Source organism: Burkholderia aenigmatica (genome assembly GCF_902499175.1).
GTDB classification, from domain to species: Bacteria; Pseudomonadota; Gammaproteobacteria; order Burkholderiales; family Burkholderiaceae; genus Burkholderia; species Burkholderia aenigmatica.
This window is the reverse complement of the sequence record NZ_CABVQC010000007.1, coordinates 96,541-116,691: the sequence shown is the minus strand read 5'-3', so window position 1 is coordinate 116,691 and position 20,151 is coordinate 96,541. Positions and strand designations below refer to the sequence as shown.

Genomic DNA, 20,151 nt, shown 5'->3' with positions numbered 1-20,151 from the left:
CCATCGCCGGCTGCGACGTTATTACACAATGCAGCCCAATCGCGCGTTTATATACTCGAATGCATCTAAAAAGCGCGAGACCATCATGCGTTCTGGTTCTGCCGACACAATGTTCCGTCCCGATTTGCTCGCGAAGTACGGTGCGAACGGGCCGCGCTATACGTCGTACCCCACCGCGCTGCAGTTTCGCGACGATTTCGACCCGGCCGACTACGTGCGCGCGGCAAGCGACCCCGGCGCGTCGTCGAGCGAGCTGTCGCTGTACTTCCACATCCCGTTCTGCAACACCGCGTGCTTCTACTGCGGCTGCAACAAGATCGCGACCAACAACCACCGCCGCGCGCGCCCGTATCTCGACCAGCTCAAGCGCGAGATGGCGCTGCAGGCCACGCTGTTCGATCCGTCACGCCCGGTTACCCAGTTGCACTGGGGCGGCGGCACGCCCACCTTCCTGTCCAACGACGAAACGGCCGAGCTGATGGCGGCCACCCGCGAGCACTTCGCGCTCGCGCCGGATGCCGACGCCGAATTCTCGATCGAGATCGACCCGCGCACGGTCACGCCCGCGACGCTCGTGCACCTGCGCAACATCGGCTTCAACCGGTTGAGCCTCGGCGTGCAGGATTTCGATCCGGTCGTGCAGCAGGCGATCAACCGCATCCAGCCACTTGCGATGACGGCCGACCTGCTCTCGGCCGCGCGCACGACGGGCTTTCATTCGGTGAGCGTCGACCTGATCTACGGGCTGCCGCACCAGACCGTCTCCGTCTTCGCTCGCACGCTGGAAACGATCATCGAACTCGCGCCCGACCGGCTGTCGGTGTTCGGCTACGCGCACATGCCGCACCTGTTCAAGATGCAGCGGCAGATCGACGATGCGACGCTGCCGCCGCCGGAAACGCGCATCGCACTGCTCGGCCTCGCGATCGACATGCTGACGTCGGCCGGCTACGTGTACATCGGGATGGACCACTTCGCGCGGCCGTCCGACGAACTCGTGCACGCGCAGCGCAACGGCACGCTGCAGCGCAATTTCCAGGGCTACAGCACGCGCGCGGATACCGATCTCGTCGGTTTCGGCGTGTCGTCGATCGGCAAGGTCGGCGACGTCTACGCGCAGAACGCGAAGGACCTGCCCGCCTACGGCGCCGCGCTCGACGCGGGCCGGCTGCCGATCGCGCGCGGCGTGCGGCTCACGCCCGACGACCGGCTGCGCCGCGACGTGATCACGCAACTGATGTGCAACCTCGACCTGCCGTTCTCGCACGTCGAGGCCGCGCACGGCGTCCGCTTCGCCGATCATTTCGCGCGCGAACTCGACGCGCTGCGCCCGTTCGAGCGCGACGGGCTGGTGACGATCGTGGCCGACCGCCTGACGATCCATCCGGCCGGCCGGATGGTCGTGCGCAACATCGCGATGGCATTCGACGCGTATCTCGGCCAGACGCAGCAGCAGCGCTACTCGCGCACGGTCTGAACCCGGCGGGCCCCGGCCGGCCGCACGCGGGCGGCCGGTTTGATACAGTGTGGGGCTTACGCCCCGCCAGAATCCGCACGATGCGCACCACCAAAGCGACCCACGCGGTCGAACGCCTGAAGACCCGCTCCGGCAACCCGCAATTCGCGGCCGTCGCGATGGCGGGCGGCCTGTTCTATCTCGTCGACCGCTCCGGCGGCACGGCCGAGAAGCGCTGCGAGCCGCTGCCGCTCGACGAGTTCGTCAAGTTCGTCGACGAATTCGGCCCCAAAAAACCGCGCAAGGCGAGCAAGCTCGACCTCGCGTTCGAGGCGCAGATCAAGAAGAGCAAGGGGTAAAGGTCTGTTGCAGGCCGCCTGAAGGCTTCGCGGCCGCCCCGTTTGGTACAATCACGAAGTTTCTCTATCCCCGCTGATGGCCGACCAGGCTGCGTGACCACACCATGAATATCGAAAACGCGCGTTTCAACATGATCGAACAACAGATCCGGCCGTGGGACGTGCTGGATCTCGACGTCCTGGGCCTGCTGTCGATCGTCAAGCGTGAAAACTACGTTCCGGCCGAATACCGCGATCTCGCGTTCGCCGACCTCGAACTCCCGCTGCCCAACGGCAACAGCAAGATGCTGTTCCCGCGCGTCGAAGCGCGCGTGCTGCAGGAGCTGACGGTCAAGAAGCACGAGAACGTGCTCATCATCGGCGCCGGCTCGGGCTACCTGGCTGCGCTGTTCGCGCACCGTGCGCAGCACGTGACGGCCGTCGAGATCGATCCGACCAACGCGAAGTTCGCAGAAGACAACCTGCGCAACGACGGCGTGACCAACGCGGAAGTCGTGCTCGGCGACGGTTCGCGCGGCTGGGCCGGCAAGGCGCCGTATGACGTGATCTGCGTCGCGGGCGGCCTGCCCGTCGTGCCGCAGGAAATGCTCGAACAGCTGAAGGTCGGCGGCCGCCTCGCGGCATTCGTCGGCGGCCGTCCGGTGATGAAGGCGCAGATCATCACGCGCATCGACGACAAGCAGTACCGCGTCGCCGACGTGTTCGAAACGTACATCGACCACCTCGTCAACGCGATCGAGCCGTCGCGCTTCAAGTTCTGAGCGGCGGAGCCACCATGCAGATCCTGACGGCCGCGATGCTCGCGGAATGGCTCGGCGACAAGGCGCGTCCCGCGCCGGTCGTGCTCGACGTGCGCGAACCGTGGGAAATCGCGACCGCGCATATCGCCGGCAGCGTGTCGATCCCGATGCAGCAGATTCCCGCGCGCAGCGAAGAGCTCGACGACGAAGCGGAAATCGTCTGCGTGTGCCATCACGGGATGCGCAGCGCGCAGGTCGCGATGTTCCTCGAATCGCGCGGCTTCACGAAGCTGTACAACCTGCAAGGCGGGATCGACGCGTGGTCGCGCGACGTCGATCCGTCCGTGCCGCGTTACTGATACTGCCGGTGGCGCATCGCTCGCCGCCTCGCCGATCGGCACACTGCCGCCGGCCGCACTGATCCCCCGAACGGGCACGCATCGCGTGCCCGTTTCTCTTTTCCGCTCCGGTTAATCACTTCAGCGTCGTCTCGATGACCGGCAGCGGCACTGCGCTGTGTCCGAGCCCTGCCCTGCCGGCGTGGCGCGAAGTCACGGTGCACGGCAGTCCCGCACCGCGTTCCGGTGCCGGCACCGGAACGGGGAACCCCGACCGTGCACCATTTGCGCCCGTGAACCTGCACCGCGACGGACCGCCCATGCTGCACGACGCGTCATGCGCACCGTCCCGACGCCACGCACCGCCCCGCTCAGGCACGCCGGACGTGCATCCGCACGACTGGCACATGCCTTGCGTTACCCCCTTGGCCGACGCCTGCATGGCGCACGCATATCCAACACGTCAAGGGGAACCCGATGAAACGTCGCAGTCTGTTGAAGTTCGGTTCGATGGCCGGCGCACTCGCGCTCGCGGGCAAGAGCCCGTTCGCGCACGCGGCCGATGCGGGCACCGGCCCGATCAAGGTCGGCATCCTGCACTCGCTGTCGGGCACGATGGCGATCTCGGAGACGTCGCTGAAGGACACCGCGCTGATGACGATCGCCGACATCAACAAGAGCGGCGGCGTGATGGGCCGCAAGCTCGAGCCCGTGGTGGTCGATCCCGCATCGAACTGGCCGCTGTTCGCGGAGAAGGCGCGCCAGCTGCTCACGCAGGACAAGGTCGCGTGCGTGTTCGGTTGCTGGACGTCGGTGTCGCGCAAGTCCGTGCTGCCGGTATTCGAGGAGCTGAACGGCCTGCTCTACTACCCGGTGCAGTACGAAGGCGAGGAAATGTCGCGCAACGTGTTCTATACGGGTGCGGCGCCCAACCAGCAGGCGATCCCGGCCGTCGAGTACCTGATGAGCGCGGAAGGCGGCGGCGCGAAGCGCTTCTTCCTGCTCGGCACCGACTACGTGTATCCGCGCACGACCAACAAGATCCTGCGCGCGTTCCTGAAATCGAAGGGCGTGAAGGACGCCGACATTCAGGAGGTCTACACGCCGTTCGGCCATAGCGACTACCAGACCATCGTCGCGAACATCAAGAACTTCTCGCAAGGCGGCAAGACGACCGTGATCTCGACGATCAACGGCGACTCGAACGTGCCGTTCTACAAGGAGCTCGGCAACCAGGGGATCAAGGCGACCGACGTGCCGGTCGTCGCGTTCTCGGTCGGCGAGGAAGAGCTGCGCGGGATCGACACGAAGCCGCTCGTCGGCCACCTCGCCGCGTGGAATTACTTCATGTCGGTGAAGAACCCGACCAACACGAAGTTCAAGGACCAGTTCGCCGCGTGGGTGAAGGCGAACAACCTGCCGGGCGGCGCGAAGCGCGTGACCAACGATCCGATGGAAGCGACCTACGTCGGCATCCACATGTGGAAGCAGGCCGTCGAAAAGGCGAAGAGCACCGACGTCGACAAGGTGCGCGTCGCGATGATCGGCCAGACCGTCGCCGCGCCGTCGGGCTTCACGCTCGCGATGGACGGCAATCATCACCTGCACAAGCCGGTGATGATCGGCGAGATCCGTGGCGACGGGCAGTTCAACGTCGTGTGGAAGACCAAGACCGCGGTGCGCGCGCAACCGTGGAGCCCGTTCATCGCGGGCAACCAGGGCAAGCCGGACATCGTCACGTCGATCCCGGCCTTCCTGCGCCGGCAGCGCGCGGCGCTTGCCTGATGCAGGGTGGCGCGTCGCGCTTCATGCGCGACGTGCCGCTCGCACACCGACGCCGATATCGATGCGCCGGCCACGCTTGCCTTCATGAACAGCAAGCGACCGCGCGTCGCCGCCCGCATTCGCTTCCCCACGCCCGACAGGATTTCCCGATGCCTACACGCTTTCGCCGAGCCGCCGTCGCGATCGTCGCGTGCGCCGCCCTCGCGGGCGGGCTGCCGCGCGCCGCGTTCGCGCTGACGGCTACCGATACCGCCGCGCTCGCCGGCGACGACTTCGACGCGAAGACGGCCGCGATCGAACGGCTCGCCGCCGATCCCGATCCGCGCGCCGTCGCGCTGCTCAACGCGCTGTCGACCGGCGACGCGCTCGCGACCGGTGACGGCCGCCTGCTGATCCAGACCGGCGACACCGCGCACGACGCGCTCACGCAGGCCGCGACGCCGGCCGGCGACGCGCAGCCCGTGATGCTGAACAACCTGCTGCGCACGAAGATCGCGGGCGCGCTGTCGGGGCTCGCGCTCGCATCGCCCGACGTCACCGCGCGCCGCGACGCGATCGATGCGTTGCTGAAAGCGCCCGACCCGGCACTCAAGCCGATGATCGACCGCGCGCGTGCGAAGGAAACCGATCCCGCATTGAAGCGCCGCCTCGACGCGTTGTGGGCGATCGCCGCGCTGCACGACGCCGATCCGGCAAAGCGCCTCGAAGCCGTGCAGGTGGTGGCCGCGCGCCGCGATCTCGACATGATCGAGCAGTTGCGCCCGCTCGTCGCGAAGAACGCCGACGGCAGCTACGCGGAGCCGGACGCGCGCGTGCGCGACGCCGCGCAGCAGGGGCTCGAAGCGCTGCACGCGTTGCAGCGCCGCGGCGAGATCGTCGGCACGCTGTTCGCCGGCCTGTCGCTCGGCAGCGTGCTGCTGCTCGCCGCGCTCGGCCTCGCGATCACGTACGGGCTGATCGGTGTGATCAACATGGCGCACGGCGAATTCCTGATGATCGGTGCGTACGCAACCTATGTGGTGCAGACGCTGATCCAGCGCTATGCACCCGGCGCGTTCGACTGGTATCCGCTCGTCGCAGTGCCGGTGTCGTTCGTGACGGCCGCGCTCGTCGGCATCGTGCTCGAACGGCTCGTGCTGCGGCACCTGTACGGCCGCCCGCTCGAGACGCTGCTGGCGACGTTCGGCGTGAGCCTGATCCTGATCCAGGCGACGCGGATGCTGTTCGGCGCGCAGAACGTGCAGGTCGTGAATCCGTCGTGGATGAGCGGCGGCGTGACCGTGATGCAGAACCTGATCCTGCCGTACAACCGGCTCGCGATCCTCGCATTCGCGCTGGCGGTGGTGTTCGTCGCGTGGGCCGTGCTGACGAAGACGCGGCTCGGCCTGTTCGTGCGCGCCGTCACGCAGAACCGCCGGATGGCCGCGTGCGTCGGCGTGAAGACCGCGCGCGTCGACGCGTATGCGTTCGCGTTCGGCGCGGGCATCGCGGGCCTCGGCGGCTGCGCGCTGTCGCAGATCGGCAACGTGGGGCCCGACCTCGGCCAGAACTACATCATCGATTCATTCATGGCCGTCGTGCTCGGCGGGGTCGGGCAGATCGCCGGCACCGTGCTCGGCGGCTTCGGGCTCGGCCTCGCGAGCAAGGCGATCGAGCCGTTCTGGGGCGCCGTGCTCGCGAAGATCGCGGTGCTCGTGATGATCGTGCTGTTCATCCAGAAACGTCCGCAGGGCATGTTTGCCCCGAAGGGCCGCAGTGCGGAGGCTTGACGTGACTTCATTCACCCACTCGTTGTCCAATCCGGCCGCCGATTCGCCGAAGCCGACTGCCGCCGCCCGCGCGGAAGAACGCTTCGCGCTCGGCCTGCCGCCCCGCCCCGCGCTGCTGTCGCGGCGCGCGTGGCTCGCGCTGATCGCGCTGTGCATCGCGATCGGCATCGGCGTGCCGCTCGCCGCGCTCGTCGCGCCCGAGTCGAGCGTGTTCCATCTGTCCGCGTACGCGATGACGCTCACCGGCAAGCTGATGTGCTACGCGATCGCCGCGCTCGCACTCGATCTCGTGTGGGGCTACTGCGGGATCCTGAGCCTCGGCCACGGGCTGTTCTTCGCGCTCGGCGGCTATGCGATCGGCATGTATCTGATGCGCGAGATCGGCCGAGACGGCAAGTACGGCAGCGACCTGCCCGACTTCATGGTGTTCCTCGACTGGCACCAGCTGCCGTGGTACTGGAGCGGCACGCAGCATCTCGCATGGGCGCTCGCGCTCGTCGTGCTCGTGCCGGCCGTGCTCGCGTGGGTGTTCGGCTTCTTCACGTTCCGCTCGCGGGTGAAAGGCGTGTACCTGTCGATCATCACGCAGGCCATGACGTTCGCCGCGATGCTGCTGTTCTATCGCAACGAGACCGGCTTCGGCGGCAACAACGGCTTCACCGACTTCAAGCGCATCGCGGGCTTCGCGGTCACGTCGCCCGGCACGCGCACGGTGCTGTTGCTGCTGACGTTCGCGACGCTGGTGCTCGCGTTCATCGCGGCGCGCGCGATCGTCACGAGCAAGCTCGGGCGCGTCGTCACCGCGGTGCGCGACGGCGAGACGCGGCTGATGTTCCTCGGCTACAGCCCGCTCGCGTACAAGCTGTTCGTGTGGACCGAGTCGGCCGTGCTGTGCGGCATCGCGGGCGCGCTGTACGTGCCGCAGGTCGGCATCATCAACCCCGGCGAGATGTCGCCCGGCAACTCGATCGAGATGGCGATCTGGGTCGCGGTGGGCGGGCGCGGCACGCTGATCGGGCCGATCGTCGGCGCGTTCGCGGTGAACGGCGCGAAGAGCCTGTTTACCGCGTACTTCGCCGAATACTGGCTGTTCTTCCTCGGCCTGATCTTCGTGCTCGTGCCGCTGCTGCTGCCGCGCGGGATCATGGGCCTCGTCGAAACCGTGCTCGCGAAGGGGAAACGCGCATGAACGGAACGGCCCTCTACCAATTCACGCCGCCGCCCGAGGACGAACTGCTGGCCGTCAGCGGCACCGCATCGATGGGGCGCGTGGTGCAGCCCGGCATCGATACGTCGCATGGCACGATCCTCTACCTCGAGGATATCGAGGTGAGCTTCGACGGCTTCCGCGCGCTCAAGAAGCTGTCGCTCGCGATCGACGCGGGCGAGCTGCGCTGCGTGATCGGCCCGAACGGCGCCGGCAAGACGACGATGATGGACGTGATCACCGGCAAGACGCGCCCCGACGCAGGCAAGGTGTTTCTCGGCCAGACGCTCGATCTCGCGCGGATGAACGAGCCCGAGATCGCACGCGCGGGCATCGGCCGCAAGTTCCAGAAGCCAACCGTGTTCGAACAGCACCCGGTGTGGGAGAACCTCGAGCTCGCGATGCAGACTGACAAGGGCTGGCTCGCGTCGCTACGTGCCCGGCTCGACCGTGCCGCGCAGGCGAAGATCGAGGAGACGCTCGCGCTGATCGGCCTGGAAAGCCACGCATTCCGCGCGGCCGGCGAGCTGTCGCACGGGCAGAAGCAGCGGCTCGAGATCGGCATGCTGCTGATGCAGCGCCCCGCCCTGTTGCTGCTCGACGAGCCGGCGGCCGGGATGACCGATCACGAGACGATGGAACTCGCCGAGCTGCTGAACACGCTGCGCGGCACCTGCTCGATGATGGTCGTCGAGCACGACATGGAATTCGTCGCGGCACTCGCGGGCGACACGGGCCGCGTGACGGTGATGGCCGAAGGCGCCGTGCTCGCGCAGGGCACGCTCGACCAGGTCAAGCGCGACGACGCGGTGATCGAGTCTTACCTTGGACGATGATGCGATGCTGAAGATCGATGCACTGAACCAGTACTACGGCGGCAGCCACATCCTGCGCAACGTGAGCCTCGCCGCCGACGACGGCAAGCTCACCGTGCTGCTCGGCCGCAACGGCGTCGGCAAGAGCACGCTGCTGCGCTGCCTGATGGGCGTCGTCGCCGCGAAGAGCGGCAGCGTATCGTGGCGCGGCACGGCGCTCGGCGCGATGCCGCCGTACGCGCGCGTCGCGGCCGGGCTCGCGTACGTGCCGCAGGGACGCGACATTTTTCCGCGGCTGACCGTCGAGGAAAACCTGCTCGTCGGCGCGGCGAGCCGCAAGACGCCGTCGAAAGTGCCCGACCGCATCTACGACCTGTTCCCGGTGCTGAAGGACATGCGCGCGCGACGCGGCGGCGACCTGTCGGGTGGCCAGCAGCAGCAACTCGCGATCGGCCGCGCGCTGATGAGCGAGCCGCAGTTGCTGATCCTCGACGAGCCGACCGAAGGCATCCAGCCGTCGATCATCCAGGACATCGGCCGCACGCTGCGCCAGCTGGTCGACGAATCGAAGATGACCGTGCTGCTCGTCGAGCAATACTACGACTTCGCCCAGTCGATCGCCGACCGCTACTGGGTCATGAGCCGTGGCGAGATCGTCGCGGGCGGCGACGCGCGCGACATGGAGACGAACGGCGTGCGGGAACTGATCGCGGTATAGCGGGAAAGGCGACCCGGGGCGGCGTTGCGTCCGACGATCGGCCCGCAACACCGATCCGGTGCCTCGCCGAGCGGCGCCTGTCGGGCACGCGCCGGCGAAGCAGTACGGCCCGGGAACGGCGTTGCCACGCCCCGCAACGCGGGTACCTCAGCGTATATTGTTGCGGTAGCATCCTCGTTCACCGCGCCCGCCCCCCTGCTTCCCGCCGATGTCCGCCCCCGATTCCCATGCCCCGCTGTCCCGCCCCGCCGTCGCCAAGTCGTGGCACGGCCGCCTCGAACTCGGCTTCGGACGGCACGGCGCGCGCACGACGCTCGCGCACCGGCTGCACGAAGGCCCGCTGCGCGTGCAGCGGCCGCTGTACCCGGAAGGCGACGCGATCTGCCACGCGGTGATCGTCCACCCGCCCGGCGGCGTCGCGGGCGGCGACCGGCTCGACATCGACATCGCGCTCGGCAACGGCACGCACGCGGTGCTGACGACACCCGGCGCGACCAAGTGGTACAAGTCGAACGGGCTGGACGCGACGCAGCGCATCGGCATCGCGGTCGGCGAGCACGCGAAACTCGACTGGCTGCCGCAGAACAACCTGTTCTTCGACGCGGCGCACGCGTCGCTCGATTTCACGGTCAAGCTCGGCGCGGGCGCCAGTGCAATCGGCTGGGACGCGTCGCAGCTCGGCCGACAAGCGGCCGGCGAAACCTGGTCGGCGGGCCGCATCGCGTCGACGTCGGCGCTCGTCGATGCCGACGGCCGGCCACTATGGACCGAACGCGCGCTGCTCGATGCGCACGACCCGCTGCGCGGTGCTTTGCAGGGTCTCGCCGGCTTTCCCGCGTACGGCACGCTGTGGGCGGCCGGCGCCGCGTGCGACGCCGCGCTCGCCGAATCGCTCGCCGCGCGGATGCCGTTCGATGCCACGCTGCGCGCGGGCGCGACCTGCGTGACACCGGGCGTCGTGCTGGTCCGCGCGCTGTCGACGTCGATGGAAGCGCTGCAACGCCACTTCACCGACTGCTGGCTGCATCTGCGGCCGATCGTGCACGGCGTCGACGCACGGCCGCTGCGCCTCTGGCAGACCTGAGCGCGATCGCACCACGCACCGTTTCGGCGCAGCGTCGCGAGCGGCGCTGCACGTTGCGCATGCATCGCGCACCACGAGCGCGCATCGCGCTGCGTACAACGCACATGGCACACGCCTTGCTCCTTACATAACCGATACGCGACGCACGCAAAACAGCGCGGTGCTACGATGACCCGCGCGTTCGCCCCGTTGCGCACGCACCGATAAAAATTACGTTTTCCTGAACGTTTGCCTTCATGAAACTGACTCCCCGAGAGAAAGACAAGCTGCTGATCTTCACGGCGGCGCTGCTGGCCGAGCGCCGTCGCGCACGCGGCCTGAAGCTCAACTATCCGGAGGCGGTCGCCTTCATCACCGCCGCGCTGATGGAAGCCGCGCGCGACGGCAAGACGGTCGCCGAGGTCATGCATTACGGCACGACGCTGCTCACGCGCGACGACGTGATGGACGGCGTGCCGGAGATGATTCCCGACATCCAGGTCGAGGCGACCTTCCCCGACGGCACGAAGCTCGTGACCGTCCATCACCCGATTCCGTGAGGTCCCGCATGATCCCCGGCGAAATCCTCACCGACGACGGCGAACACGAACTGAATGCAGGCCGCGCCACGCTGACGCTCGTCGTCGCGAACACCGGCGACCGCCCGGTGCAGGTCGGCTCGCACTACCACTTCTTCGAAGTCAACGACGCACTGTCGTTCGATCGCGCGGCCGCGCGCGGCTTTCGCCTGAACATCGCGGCCGGCACCGCCGTGCGCTTCGAGCCGGGCCAGACGCGCACCGTCGAACTCGTCGCACTCGCGGGCGAGCGCGCCGTCTACGGTTTTCAGGGCAAGGTGATGGGGCCGCTGTAAGCCGCGCCCCGCTCTTCAGGAACAGCAACATGACACTACGCTTGAGCCGCCGCGCGTACGCGGAAATGTTCGGGCCGACGACGGGCGACCGCGTCCGGCTCGCCGATACCGAACTGCTGATCGAGATCGAACGCGACTTCACGACCTACGGCGAGGAAGTGAAATTCGGCGGCGGGAAAGTGATCCGCGACGGGATGGGCCAGTCGCAGCGCGTCGCGGCCGAGGTGCCCGACACGATCATCACGAACGCGGTGATCCTCGATCACTGGGGCATCGTGAAGGCCGACATCGCGATCAAGCACGGCCGCATCGCCGCGATCGGCAAGGCCGGCAACCCCGACATCCAGCCGGGCGTGACGATTCCGATCGGCGCGGCGACCGAAGTGATCGCCGGTGAAGGGCTGATCGTGACGGCGGGCGGCATCGACACGCACATCCACTTCATCAGCCCGCAGCAGATCGACGAGGCGCTCGCATCGGGCGTCACAACGATGCTCGGCGGCGGCACGGGGCCGGCCACCGGCACCAACGCAACGACCTGCACGCCGGGCCCGTGGCACATGGAGCGGATGCTGCAGGCCGCCGACGGCTGGCCGATCAACCTCGGCTTCCTCGGCAAGGGCAATGCGAGCCTGCCGCAGCCGCTCGTCGAGCAGATCGCGGCCGGCGCGATCGGGCTAAAGCTGCATGAAGACTGGGGCACGACGCCCGCCGCGATCGACAACTGCCTGTCGGTCGCCGACGACACCGACACGCAGGTCGCGATCCACACCGACACGCTGAACGAAGGCGGCTTCGTCGAATCGACGGTCGCCGCGTTCAAGGGCCGCACGATCCACACCTACCACACCGAAGGCGCCGGCGGCGGCCATGCGCCCGACATCCTGAAGGTGTGCGGCGAGTCGAACGTGCTGCCGTCGTCGACCAACCCGACGCGCCCGTACACGATCAACACGCTCGACGAGCATCTCGACATGCTGATGGTGTGCCATCACCTCGATCCGTCGATCGCCGAGGATCTCGCGTTCGCCGAATCGCGGATCCGCCGCGAGACGATCGCGGCCGAGGACATCCTGCACGATCTCGGCGCGCTGTCGATGCTGTCGTCCGATTCGCAGGCAATGGGCCGCGTCGGCGAAGTGATCATCCGCACGTGGCAGACCGCGCACAAGATGAAGGTGCAGCGCGGCGCGCTGCCCGAGGACGGTGCGCGCAACGACAACTTCCGCGCGAAGCGCTACGTCGCGAAGTACACGATCAACCCGGCGCTCACGCACGGGATCGCGCACGAAGTCGGCTCGATCGAGCCCGGCAAGTGGGCCGACCTCGTGCTGTGGGAACCGGCGTTCTTCGGGATCAAGCCGACCATGATCCTGAAGGGCGGGATGATCGCGATGGCGCAGATGGGCGACCCGAACGCGTCGATCCCGACGCCGCAGCCGGTCCACTATCGCGAGATGTTTGCCACCCGCGGCGGCGCACTCGCGCGCACGTCGCTGACCTTCGTGTCGCAGATGGCCGCCGATGCGGGCATCGCGGAACGCTACGGCCTCGCGAAGCGGATCGTGCCCGTGCGCAACTGCCGCAACGTGACGAAGGCCGACATGATCCACAACGCGTGGCGCCCGTCGATCAGCGTCGACCCCGAAACCTACGACGTGATCGCCGACGGCCAGTTGCTCACCTGCGAGCCGGCCACGGTGCTGCCAATGGCGCAGCGTTATTTCCTGTTCTGACCTGATTGCCGGTTTTCGATTCATGCGCACCCTCGACAAACGCATTGCCCCGAACGTGAAACTCGCCGCGTCGCTCGTCGCGCGCGCGCCGACGCTCACGCTCGCCTACTACGCCCGCTGCAAGAGCCGCCTCGCGGCGACGCTCGACACCGGCGAAGACGTCGCGGTCCTGCTGCCGCGCGGCACGATCCTGCGCGACGGCGACGTGCTGGTTGCCGACGACGGTGCACTCGTGCGCATTGCCGCCGCGCCCGAAACCGTGCTGCTCGTGCGCGCCGCCGATCCGCTCACGCTGATGCGCGCCGCATACCATCTCGGCAACCGCCACACGCCGGTCGAGATCGGCGACGGCTACCTGAAGCTCGAAGCCGACCCGGTGCTCGCGGACATGCTGCGCCGGCTCGGCACGCAGGTAGAGGAAGCGAGCGCGCCGTTCCAGCCGGAAGCCGGTGCATACGGCGGCGGCCACAAGCACGGGCACGACGCGACGTTCGCCGAGGACTACGCGCTCGCGCAGCAAGTGTTCGGCGAGCATCACGGCCACTCGCACGATCACGATCACGATCACGATCACCAGCATGGTCCGGGTTGTTCTCACGGCCACGGCCATGACCACCACTGAACTCGTCGCGCTGCTGCATCTCGCGTCACCCGCACTGCCGATCGGCGCGTTCAGCTATTCGCAGGGTCTCGAAGCGGCGCTCGACGCGAACCTGATCCGCGACGCCGACACCGCGCGCGACTGGATCGCGAGCGGCCTGACCGACGTGCTCGCGCACGGCGAGCTGCCGTTCCTCGCGCACCAGCTCGCGCGCTGGCACGCGCACGACGCATCGGCACTCGCCACCGAAAACGCGTGGTTCATCGCGAGCCGCGAATCGGCGGAACTGCGCCGCGAGACCGAACAGATGGGCTGGTCGCTTGCGCAGCTGTGCGCATCGCTCGAATGGGGCGACGCCGCGCGCCGCGCGACGCTCGCGTCGATTTCGCCGGTCGCGCTGCCCACCGCATTCGCCTATGCCACCGCCGCGCACGACGCGAGCGCCGACGCCGTGCTCGCCGCGTATGCATTCGGCTGGGTCGAGAACCAGACGTCCGCCGCGCTGAAGGCGGTACCGCTCGGCCAGCTCGCCGGGCAACGCATCATCGTCGCGCTGCGCGGCGCGATCGACGCGGCCGTGCGCCGCGCGCTCGCGACGCCGCCCGACGCCGTCAACACGTTCGCGCCACAGCTCGGCATCCTGTCCGCGCGGCACGAAACCCAGTATTCGCGGTTGTTCCGCTCCTGAACCCGACACTATCCGCCATGAACGCACCTGCCCCTTCCTCCGCCCGCCGCACGAAGAAACTGCCGCCGCTGCGCGTCGGCATCGGCGGCCCCGTCGGCTCCGGCAAGACCACGCTGCTCGAGATGCTGTGCAAGGCGATGCGCGACCAGTACGACCTCATCGCGATCACCAACGACATCTATACGAAGGAAGACCAGCGGCTGCTGACGGTCGCGGGCGCGCTGCCCGAGGAGCGCATCATGGGCGTCGAGACGGGCGGCTGCCCGCACACGGCGATCCGCGAGGATGCGTCGATCAACCTCGAAGCGGTCGACCGGATGCTGTCGCGCTTCCCCGACGCCGACATCGTGTTCATCGAATCGGGCGGCGACAATCTCGCGGCGACGTTCAGCCCCGAACTGTCGGACCTGACGATCTACGTGATCGACGTCGCGGGCGGCGAGAAGATTCCGCGCAAGGGCGGCCCCGGCATCACGAAGTCCGACCTGCTCGTGATCAACAAGACGGATCTCGCGCCGCTGGTCGGTGCGAACCTCGACGTGATGGCGTCCGACACGAAGAAGATGCGCGGCGAGCGGCCTTACGTGATGACGAACCTGAAGGCGCTCGACGGCGTCGCGGACGTGATCGCGTTCATCGAGAAGAAGGGTTTGCTGACGGTCTGAGCGGCGCGGCGGTGCCACACGGTGCCGCCACGCATGCTCCCGGCGGCATTGCGCCGCCTTCGTCTAGTCGTCGGACGTATCCTGCTCGTCCTGCAGCGCGCGCCCGCCGCGTTCGGCGGGCGGCAGCAGTGCCGCGAGCACGTCGACCGTGCGCGCGGTCGCGCCGCGGTGACGCGACGCGAATGCGGCACCAGCCGAACCCATCGCGATGCGCCGCGCCTTGTCGGCGAACAGCGCGTCGAGCACGTGCGCGAGATCGAGCGGATCCTCGACCTGCAGCGCCGCGCCGGCCGCGACCGCGTCGGCGGTCGCCTGCGTGAAGTTGAATACGTGCTTCCCGATCAGCACCGGCACGCCGACCGCGCACGCTTCGATCAGGTTCTGGCCGCCGAGCGGCAACAGGCTGCCGCCGATGAACGCTACGTCGGCCGCCGCGTAATACGCGCCGAGCTCACCCATCGAATCGCCAAGCAGCACCGACACGTCGTCCGGCAGCGGCTCGGCAGCCGGCCGGCCGGCCGCGAGCGCGGCCTTGTCGGCCGCCCACACCGAGCGTCGCACGCACTTGAGCCCGCTGCGCTCGACGAGCGCCTCGACCTCGGCGAAACGCTGCGGATGACGCGGCACGAGCACCAGCAGCGCGCCGGGCGTGCGCATCGACGCGAATGCCTGCAACACCAGCGCCTCCTCGTTCTCGCGCGTGCTCGCGGCCACCCACACGGGCCGCGCGCCGATCGCGTCGCGCCACGCATGGCCGCGCGCCGCGAGTTCCGGCGGCGTCGTCATGTCGAACTTCAGGTTGCCGAGTACGGTCACGTTGCGCGCGCCGAGCGACGTCAGCCGCTCCGCGTCGGCCGGGCTCTGCGCGAGCACGCGCGAGAAGCCGCCGAACACGTCGTGCGTCGCCGCGCCGAACTTCGAGGCACGCCGGAACGAACGCGCGGACATGCGCGCATTGGTCAGCACCAGCGGCACGTCCGCACGGCGGCACTCGTCGATCAGCGTGGGCCACACCTCGGTTTCCATCACGAGGCCGAGCGTCGGCCGCCACGCGCGCAGGAAGCGCCGCACCGCGCCGGGCATGTCGTACGGCAGGTAGCAGCGCAGCACGCGATCGCCGAAGATCTGTTCGCCGGTCGCACGGCCGCTCGGCGTCATGTGCGTGAGCAGGATGCGTGCATCGGGGCGCGCATGCATCAGCGCGTCGATCAGCGGCTGCGCCGCGCGCGTCTCGCCGACCGATACCGCATGCACCCAGATCAGCGGCGCACGGTCGTCACGCGAGCGGCCCGCCACGTGGCCGAAGCGTTCGCCGATATGCTCGCGATAGCCGCGCTCCTTGCGCGAGCGCACGACAAGCCGGATGACGGCGATCGGTGCGACGAGCCACCACAGCGCGCGATAGATCACCCTCAGCATGCCGCGTCCCTTGTCTTGCTTCGAAGAAAATGCGCGCTCAAACCAGCGCCCTGCCCTTCAGGCGTTCGAGAATGCCGAGCGGCGCGCATTCGCGGCGGACCATCGCGTCGACCGGCAGGAAGAAGGTCTGCTCGAGCATGAACTGGCCGGACATCACAGCGTGCGAAGTCTGATCCGAGAAACATATCCACACGCAGCCCGGCGGAAACGGCATCGTCTCCTGCGGGCTCGTCTTCTGGTAGTCGAGATCGGCCTTCATGCTGTCGTGCAGGTTCAGCATCAGGTGGTCGTACGCGCTGCGCGGCGACTTCGTCACGTGCAGCAGGTTCAGCAGCCACGCGGCGCCCGGCAACTGCGGCTTGATGTGCGGCAGGAAGCGCTTCGCGACGTCCTCGAACGGCTCGCCGACGCGCCACACGCGCGGCACGCCGGCCGGGTTCACGTTCGTGAACACGCGCAGGATGCGCTCGCCGTAGTTGGGCCGCGACGGGAACGCGTCGACGTGCAGCCGGCTGTCGTCCTTGCGCCACGACGTCTGGCGCGTCTCGACCTGCATCAGCCGCAGGCTGGTCGGCGCGACGCGCAGCTTGCCGCGGTATTCGGGAAAGAGGCCGTCGACGAGCGTGCCGGCCTGCTGCTGGAAGCGTGCGACGAGCGCGCGCACCGCCGACTGCGTGACGCTGTCGCCGAGCACGCCGGCAAGCGCGCCGCCGTTCGGCGCGAGGCTGATGTTCTTGCGTTTCGGGTCGGCAAGCGCCGGATCGAGCAGTGCTTCCTCGCCGCCTTCGATCGCGAAGCGCAGGTGCGGGAAATACAGCACCTTGCCTTCCTCGACGGCGGCCAGCAGCTGCTCGCGCGGCGCCGACAGGTTGTGTCCGCTCCAGTCGGCGGACGAGACTTCGATGATCTGGGATTCGCTCATGTTCGGTTCGCGTGGGTTCGCGCGTGTGACAGCGTTACAGGAGACCGAAGCCCGCGAGCGCCGACTTCACCTGCGCGATCGACGGGGGTTGCCCCGCCGTGCCGAGATTGACGACGTTCGGCGACCAGTAGCCGCCGGTCCGCCAGGCCGTCGCGAAATTGTACAGTTCGACCGTCGGACGCTTCAGCGCGGCCGCGATGTGAACCAGACCTGTATCAACCCCGACGGTGGCGGCCGCGCCGTCGATCAGCCCGACCACGGCCGGCAGCGACAGCCGCGGCGGCACGATCGCCGCCGCGCCGAATTCCTTCGCGAGCCGCTCGCTGGTCGCGCGCTCCGCGTCGTTGCCCCACGGCAGCACGAGCGACGCGCCGCGCCGCACGAGCGCCTGGCCGAGCTCGACCCACGCGGCGTCCGGCCATTGCTTGTCGGCACGCGACGTCGCATGGACGAACACCACGTACGGCACCGGCAGGTTCAGGCCGAGCGCCGCCACGGCGAGCGCCGCCGCACGCGTATCGAGGCCGAAGTCGACCGGATCAGCCGGCGTCGGCGCCGGGTCGCCCAGCGCGGCCGCGACGAGTTGCCGCGAGCGCTCGACGACGTGCGTGCGCGGCGCGATCGGCACGCGCTTGCGATAGAAGAAGCGCACCGGCCACTCGTAGCCGGCGCCATCGGTGCGGTTGCCGAGCCCGACGAGCGGGCCGCGCGCCCAGCTCGCGACCCAGGCCGTCTTGATGAGGCCCTGGCAGTCGATCACGAGGTCGTACTGCTCGGCCGCGAGGCGCTGGCGGAAGGCCCGGATCTCGCGCCACGTGGCGCCCGAGAACGGCTTCTTGCGCCAACGGCGCAGCGAGAACGGCAGCACGTTGCGCACGCCGTCGACGAGCTTGACCAGGTCGACGAAGCTTTCCTCGACGAGCCAGTCGATCTGCGCATCGGGGTGGCGGCGCCGGATATCGGCGATCACCGGCATGTTGTGCACGACGTCGCCCAGCGACGACACGCGCACGATCAGGATCTTTTGCACGCTGAAAAAACGCCGGCTGGCAGCCGGCGACAAGCAGAAAGGAGCGATTTTATCGCGCCCGGGGAGCCTAGGGCCTGTTCCCGCTAATAACGGGCTTGCGAACGTGCCTTGCCGGCTGCAGTGCAAGAAGCAAGAAGCGCCGTTTGGCTCGTACCAAACAAGCGACGCGCGACGCCGCAATGCGGCCGGCAAGGCGCGTTCCCGTGATTAAAAATTCCTTTGTGGGGCTGGCCGCCAGAAGGGCCGATCGCGGCGTCATGCTCCTCGCGAATACGTCGAGTATTCGCTTCGTCGCATTCCTTGTGCTCGGCCCTTCTGGCGGCCAGCGCAAGCCCGTTATTAGCGGGAACAGGCCCTAGAGACAAAAAGCGGCCGCACGCGTGTCGCGTGCGCCGCTTTTCGGGGGAGGCGCGACGATCGGACTCACCATCGCGCCGTTGGCGGCTCATAGGCCGCCGAGGCTCAGAACGGCAGCTTGACGTCCGGCTTCGCGGCCGTCAGCACGCGGCGGAAGTCCTCCTGGATGCGCTTGAGCCCTTCCTGCGTCTCGGACTCGAAACGCATCACGACGACCGGCGTCGTGTTCGACGAACGCGCCAGGCCGAAGCCGTCCGCGTACTCGACACGCAGGCCGTCGATCGTCACGACTTCCTCGGCGCCGTCGAACTTCGCCTCTTTCTGCAGCTTGTCGATCAGGCGGAAGTTCTCGCCTTCGTCAAGCCACAGCTGCAGTTCAGGCGTGCTCATCGCGTCCGGCAGCCCGTTCAGCAGCGCGCTCGGATCGGCCGTCTTCGTGAGGATCTCGAGCAGGCGCGCGCCCGTGTAGAGACCGTCGTCGAAGCCGTACCAGCGATCCTTGAAGAACACGTGGCCGCTCATTTCGCCGGCGAGCGGCGCACCCGTCTCGCGCAGCTTCGCCTTCACGAGCGAGTGGCCCGTCTTCCACATCAGCGGCTCGCCGCCCTTCGACTTCACCCATTGCGCGAGGTGGCGCGTGCACTTCACGTCATAGATGATCTGCGCGCCCGGGTTGCGCGACAGCACTTCTTCCGCGAACAGCATCAGCTGGCGGTCCGGATAGATGATCTGGCCGTCCTTCGTGACGACGCCGAGGCGGTCGCCGTCGCCGTCGAACGCGAAGCCGATCTCGGCGTCGGTGTCCTTCAGCGCCTGGATCACGTCCTGCAGGTTTTCCGGGTGCGCGGGATCGGGGTGGTGGTTCGGGAACGTGCCGTCGATGTCGGTGAAGCGCTCGACGAGCTCGCAGCCGAGCGCCTTGAACAGGCGCGTCGCGAGCGGGCCGGCCACGCCGTTGCCGGCGTCGACGACGAGCTTCATCGGGCGGGCCGGCTTGATGTCGCCGACGATGCGCGCGATGTATTGATCGGCCACGTCGAACTGCTCGTACGAGCCGCTGCCCGTCTCGAAGCGCTCGTCGACGATGCGGCGGTACAGCGCCTGGATCTGCTCGCCGTAGATCGCCGCGCCGCGCAGCACCATCTTGAAGCCGTTGTAGTCGGGCGGGTTGTGGCTGCCCGTGACGACGATGCACGAATCGACGCGGCGCTCGCCGTCCTTCAGCGCGAGCGGGACGTTCGCCGCAAAATAGCCGACCGGCGTGGGCACCATGCCGACGTCGACGACGTCGACGCCCGCGGCACGCAGGCCGTCGGCCAGCGCGCCGACGAGGTCCGGCCCGGACAGGCGGCCGTCGCGCGCGACGACGACTGCATCGCCGCCCTGCGCGCGCACTTCGCTGCCGAATGCCCGGCCGATCCCGCGCGCCGTGTCGGTGTCGAGCGTCTTGCCGACCACGCCACGAATGTCATATGCCTTGAAGATGGATTGGGAGATCATCGATTCTCTTCTCTCAGTTGCGTGCATGGAAATTTGTCTGGCTCGCCTGGCCGCCGCTCGCCGGTGCCGCGCATGATACATGCTGGCCCGGCATCGAGCGAAACCGCTG

20 protein-coding genes are annotated in these 20,151 nt (G+C 68.2%); 16 read left to right on the top strand and 4 right to left on the bottom strand.

All coding sequences use genetic code 11. The features are described 5' to 3' along the window. Positions 1–85 precede the first annotated feature (85 nt). The 16 genes from hemN to ureG all read left to right on the top strand — a co-directional run bounded on the left by hemN (position 86) and on the right by ureG (position 14,814). A complete protein-coding gene (gene hemN / locus BDO18943_RS07490; RefSeq protein ID WP_175021848.1) occupies positions 86–1,477 on the top strand; it encodes an oxygen-independent coproporphyrinogen III oxidase in 1,392 nt (463 codons plus the stop codon). A gap of 80 nt (positions 1,478–1,557) precedes the next feature. After that, the gene (locus BDO18943_RS07485; protein ID WP_006488573.1) at positions 1,558–1,815 is read left to right on the top strand and encodes a hypothetical protein; all 258 of its coding nucleotides are present in this window, start codon (positions 1,558–1,560) and stop codon (positions 1,813–1,815) included. A gap of 104 nt (positions 1,816–1,919) precedes the next feature. Then, on the top strand, positions 1,920–2,576 hold the full coding sequence (locus BDO18943_RS07480; RefSeq protein WP_043181658.1) for a protein-L-isoaspartate O-methyltransferase family protein: 657 nt from the start codon (positions 1,920–1,922) through the stop codon (positions 2,574–2,576). 14 nt (positions 2,577–2,590) lie between these two features. Continuing rightward, entirely contained in the window at positions 2,591–2,914 is a 324-nt protein-coding gene (locus BDO18943_RS07475) for a rhodanese-like domain-containing protein (protein WP_011351193.1), read from the top strand. Between the two features lie 456 nt (positions 2,915–3,370). Next, positions 3,371–4,678 carry an urea ABC transporter substrate-binding protein gene (urtA, locus tag BDO18943_RS07470; protein ID WP_039367747.1) on the top strand — a complete coding sequence of 436 codons (1,308 nt, stop codon included), beginning with the start codon at positions 3,371–3,373 and terminating at the stop codon, positions 4,676–4,678. A 149-nt stretch (positions 4,679–4,827) separates the two neighbouring features. After that, complete coding sequence (urtB, locus tag BDO18943_RS07465; protein WP_175021847.1) at positions 4,828–6,447, top strand: urea ABC transporter permease subunit UrtB; 1,620 nt, start codon at positions 4,828–4,830, stop codon at positions 6,445–6,447. A gap of 1 nt (position 6,448) precedes the next feature. Next, positions 6,449–7,636, top strand: a complete 1,188-nt coding sequence (urtC, locus tag BDO18943_RS07460) for an urea ABC transporter permease subunit UrtC (RefSeq protein WP_175021846.1) — start codon at positions 6,449–6,451, stop codon at positions 7,634–7,636. Next, a complete protein-coding gene (gene urtD / locus BDO18943_RS07455) occupies positions 7,633–8,490 on the top strand; it encodes an urea ABC transporter ATP-binding protein UrtD (RefSeq protein WP_175021845.1) in 858 nt (285 codons plus the stop codon). Before urtC ends, urtD begins: the two co-directional genes overlap by 4 nt. 4 nt (positions 8,491–8,494) lie before the next feature. After that, positions 8,495–9,187 carry an urea ABC transporter ATP-binding subunit UrtE gene (gene urtE, locus BDO18943_RS07450; RefSeq protein ID WP_175021844.1) on the top strand — a complete coding sequence of 231 codons (693 nt, stop codon included), beginning with the start codon at positions 8,495–8,497 and terminating at the stop codon, positions 9,185–9,187. A gap of 208 nt (positions 9,188–9,395) precedes the next feature. Next, positions 9,396–10,271 carry an urease accessory protein UreD gene (locus BDO18943_RS07445; RefSeq protein WP_175021843.1) on the top strand — a complete coding sequence of 292 codons (876 nt, stop codon included), beginning with the start codon at positions 9,396–9,398 and terminating at the stop codon, positions 10,269–10,271. Between the two features lie 236 nt (positions 10,272–10,507). After that, positions 10,508–10,810: an urease subunit gamma gene (gene ureA / locus BDO18943_RS07440; RefSeq protein WP_006406310.1), complete on the top strand. Its 303-nt coding sequence runs from the start codon at positions 10,508–10,510 to the stop codon at positions 10,808–10,810. An 8-nt stretch (positions 10,811–10,818) separates the two neighbouring features. Then, complete coding sequence (locus BDO18943_RS07435; protein WP_043181642.1) at positions 10,819–11,124, top strand: urease subunit beta; 306 nt, start codon at positions 10,819–10,821, stop codon at positions 11,122–11,124. Positions 11,125–11,153: 29 nt separating this feature from the next. Next, positions 11,154–12,860 carry an urease subunit alpha gene (gene ureC / locus BDO18943_RS07430; RefSeq protein WP_175021842.1) on the top strand — a complete coding sequence of 569 codons (1,707 nt, stop codon included), beginning with the start codon at positions 11,154–11,156 and terminating at the stop codon, positions 12,858–12,860. A gap of 22 nt (positions 12,861–12,882) precedes the next feature. Further along, positions 12,883–13,482, top strand: a complete 600-nt coding sequence (ureE, locus tag BDO18943_RS07425; protein ID WP_175021841.1) for an urease accessory protein UreE — start codon at positions 12,883–12,885, stop codon at positions 13,480–13,482. Then, positions 13,469–14,149: an urease accessory protein UreF gene (locus BDO18943_RS07420; RefSeq protein WP_175021840.1), complete on the top strand. Its 681-nt coding sequence runs from the start codon at positions 13,469–13,471 to the stop codon at positions 14,147–14,149. Before ureE ends, BDO18943_RS07420 begins: the two co-directional genes overlap by 14 nt. Before the next feature lie 17 nt (positions 14,150–14,166). Then, on the top strand, positions 14,167–14,814 hold the full coding sequence (gene ureG, locus BDO18943_RS07415) for an urease accessory protein UreG (protein ID WP_175021839.1): 648 nt from the start codon (positions 14,167–14,169) through the stop codon (positions 14,812–14,814). Positions 14,815–14,877: 63 nt separating this feature from the next. Here ureG and waaA read toward each other — a convergent pair whose 3' ends face one another. The 4 genes from waaA to BDO18943_RS07395 all read right to left on the bottom strand — a co-directional run bounded on the left by waaA (position 14,878) and on the right by BDO18943_RS07395 (position 20,042). Beyond that, the gene (gene waaA, locus BDO18943_RS07410) at positions 14,878–16,233 is read right to left on the bottom strand and encodes a lipid IV(A) 3-deoxy-D-manno-octulosonic acid transferase (RefSeq protein ID WP_175021838.1); all 1,356 of its coding nucleotides are present in this window, start codon (positions 16,231–16,233) and stop codon (positions 14,878–14,880) included. Between the two features lie 37 nt (positions 16,234–16,270). Beyond that, entirely contained in the window at positions 16,271–17,155 is an 885-nt protein-coding gene (locus BDO18943_RS07405) for a Kdo hydroxylase family protein (protein ID WP_175021837.1), read from the bottom strand. Positions 17,156–17,189: 34 nt separating this feature from the next. Then, a complete protein-coding gene (waaC, locus tag BDO18943_RS07400) occupies positions 17,190–18,185 on the bottom strand; it encodes a lipopolysaccharide heptosyltransferase I (protein WP_175021836.1) in 996 nt (331 codons plus the stop codon). Positions 18,186–18,647: 462 nt separating this feature from the next. Next, positions 18,648–20,042: a phosphomannomutase/phosphoglucomutase gene (locus tag BDO18943_RS07395; RefSeq protein ID WP_175021835.1), complete on the bottom strand. Its 1,395-nt coding sequence runs from the start codon at positions 20,040–20,042 to the stop codon at positions 18,648–18,650. Positions 20,043–20,151 lie beyond the last annotated feature (109 nt).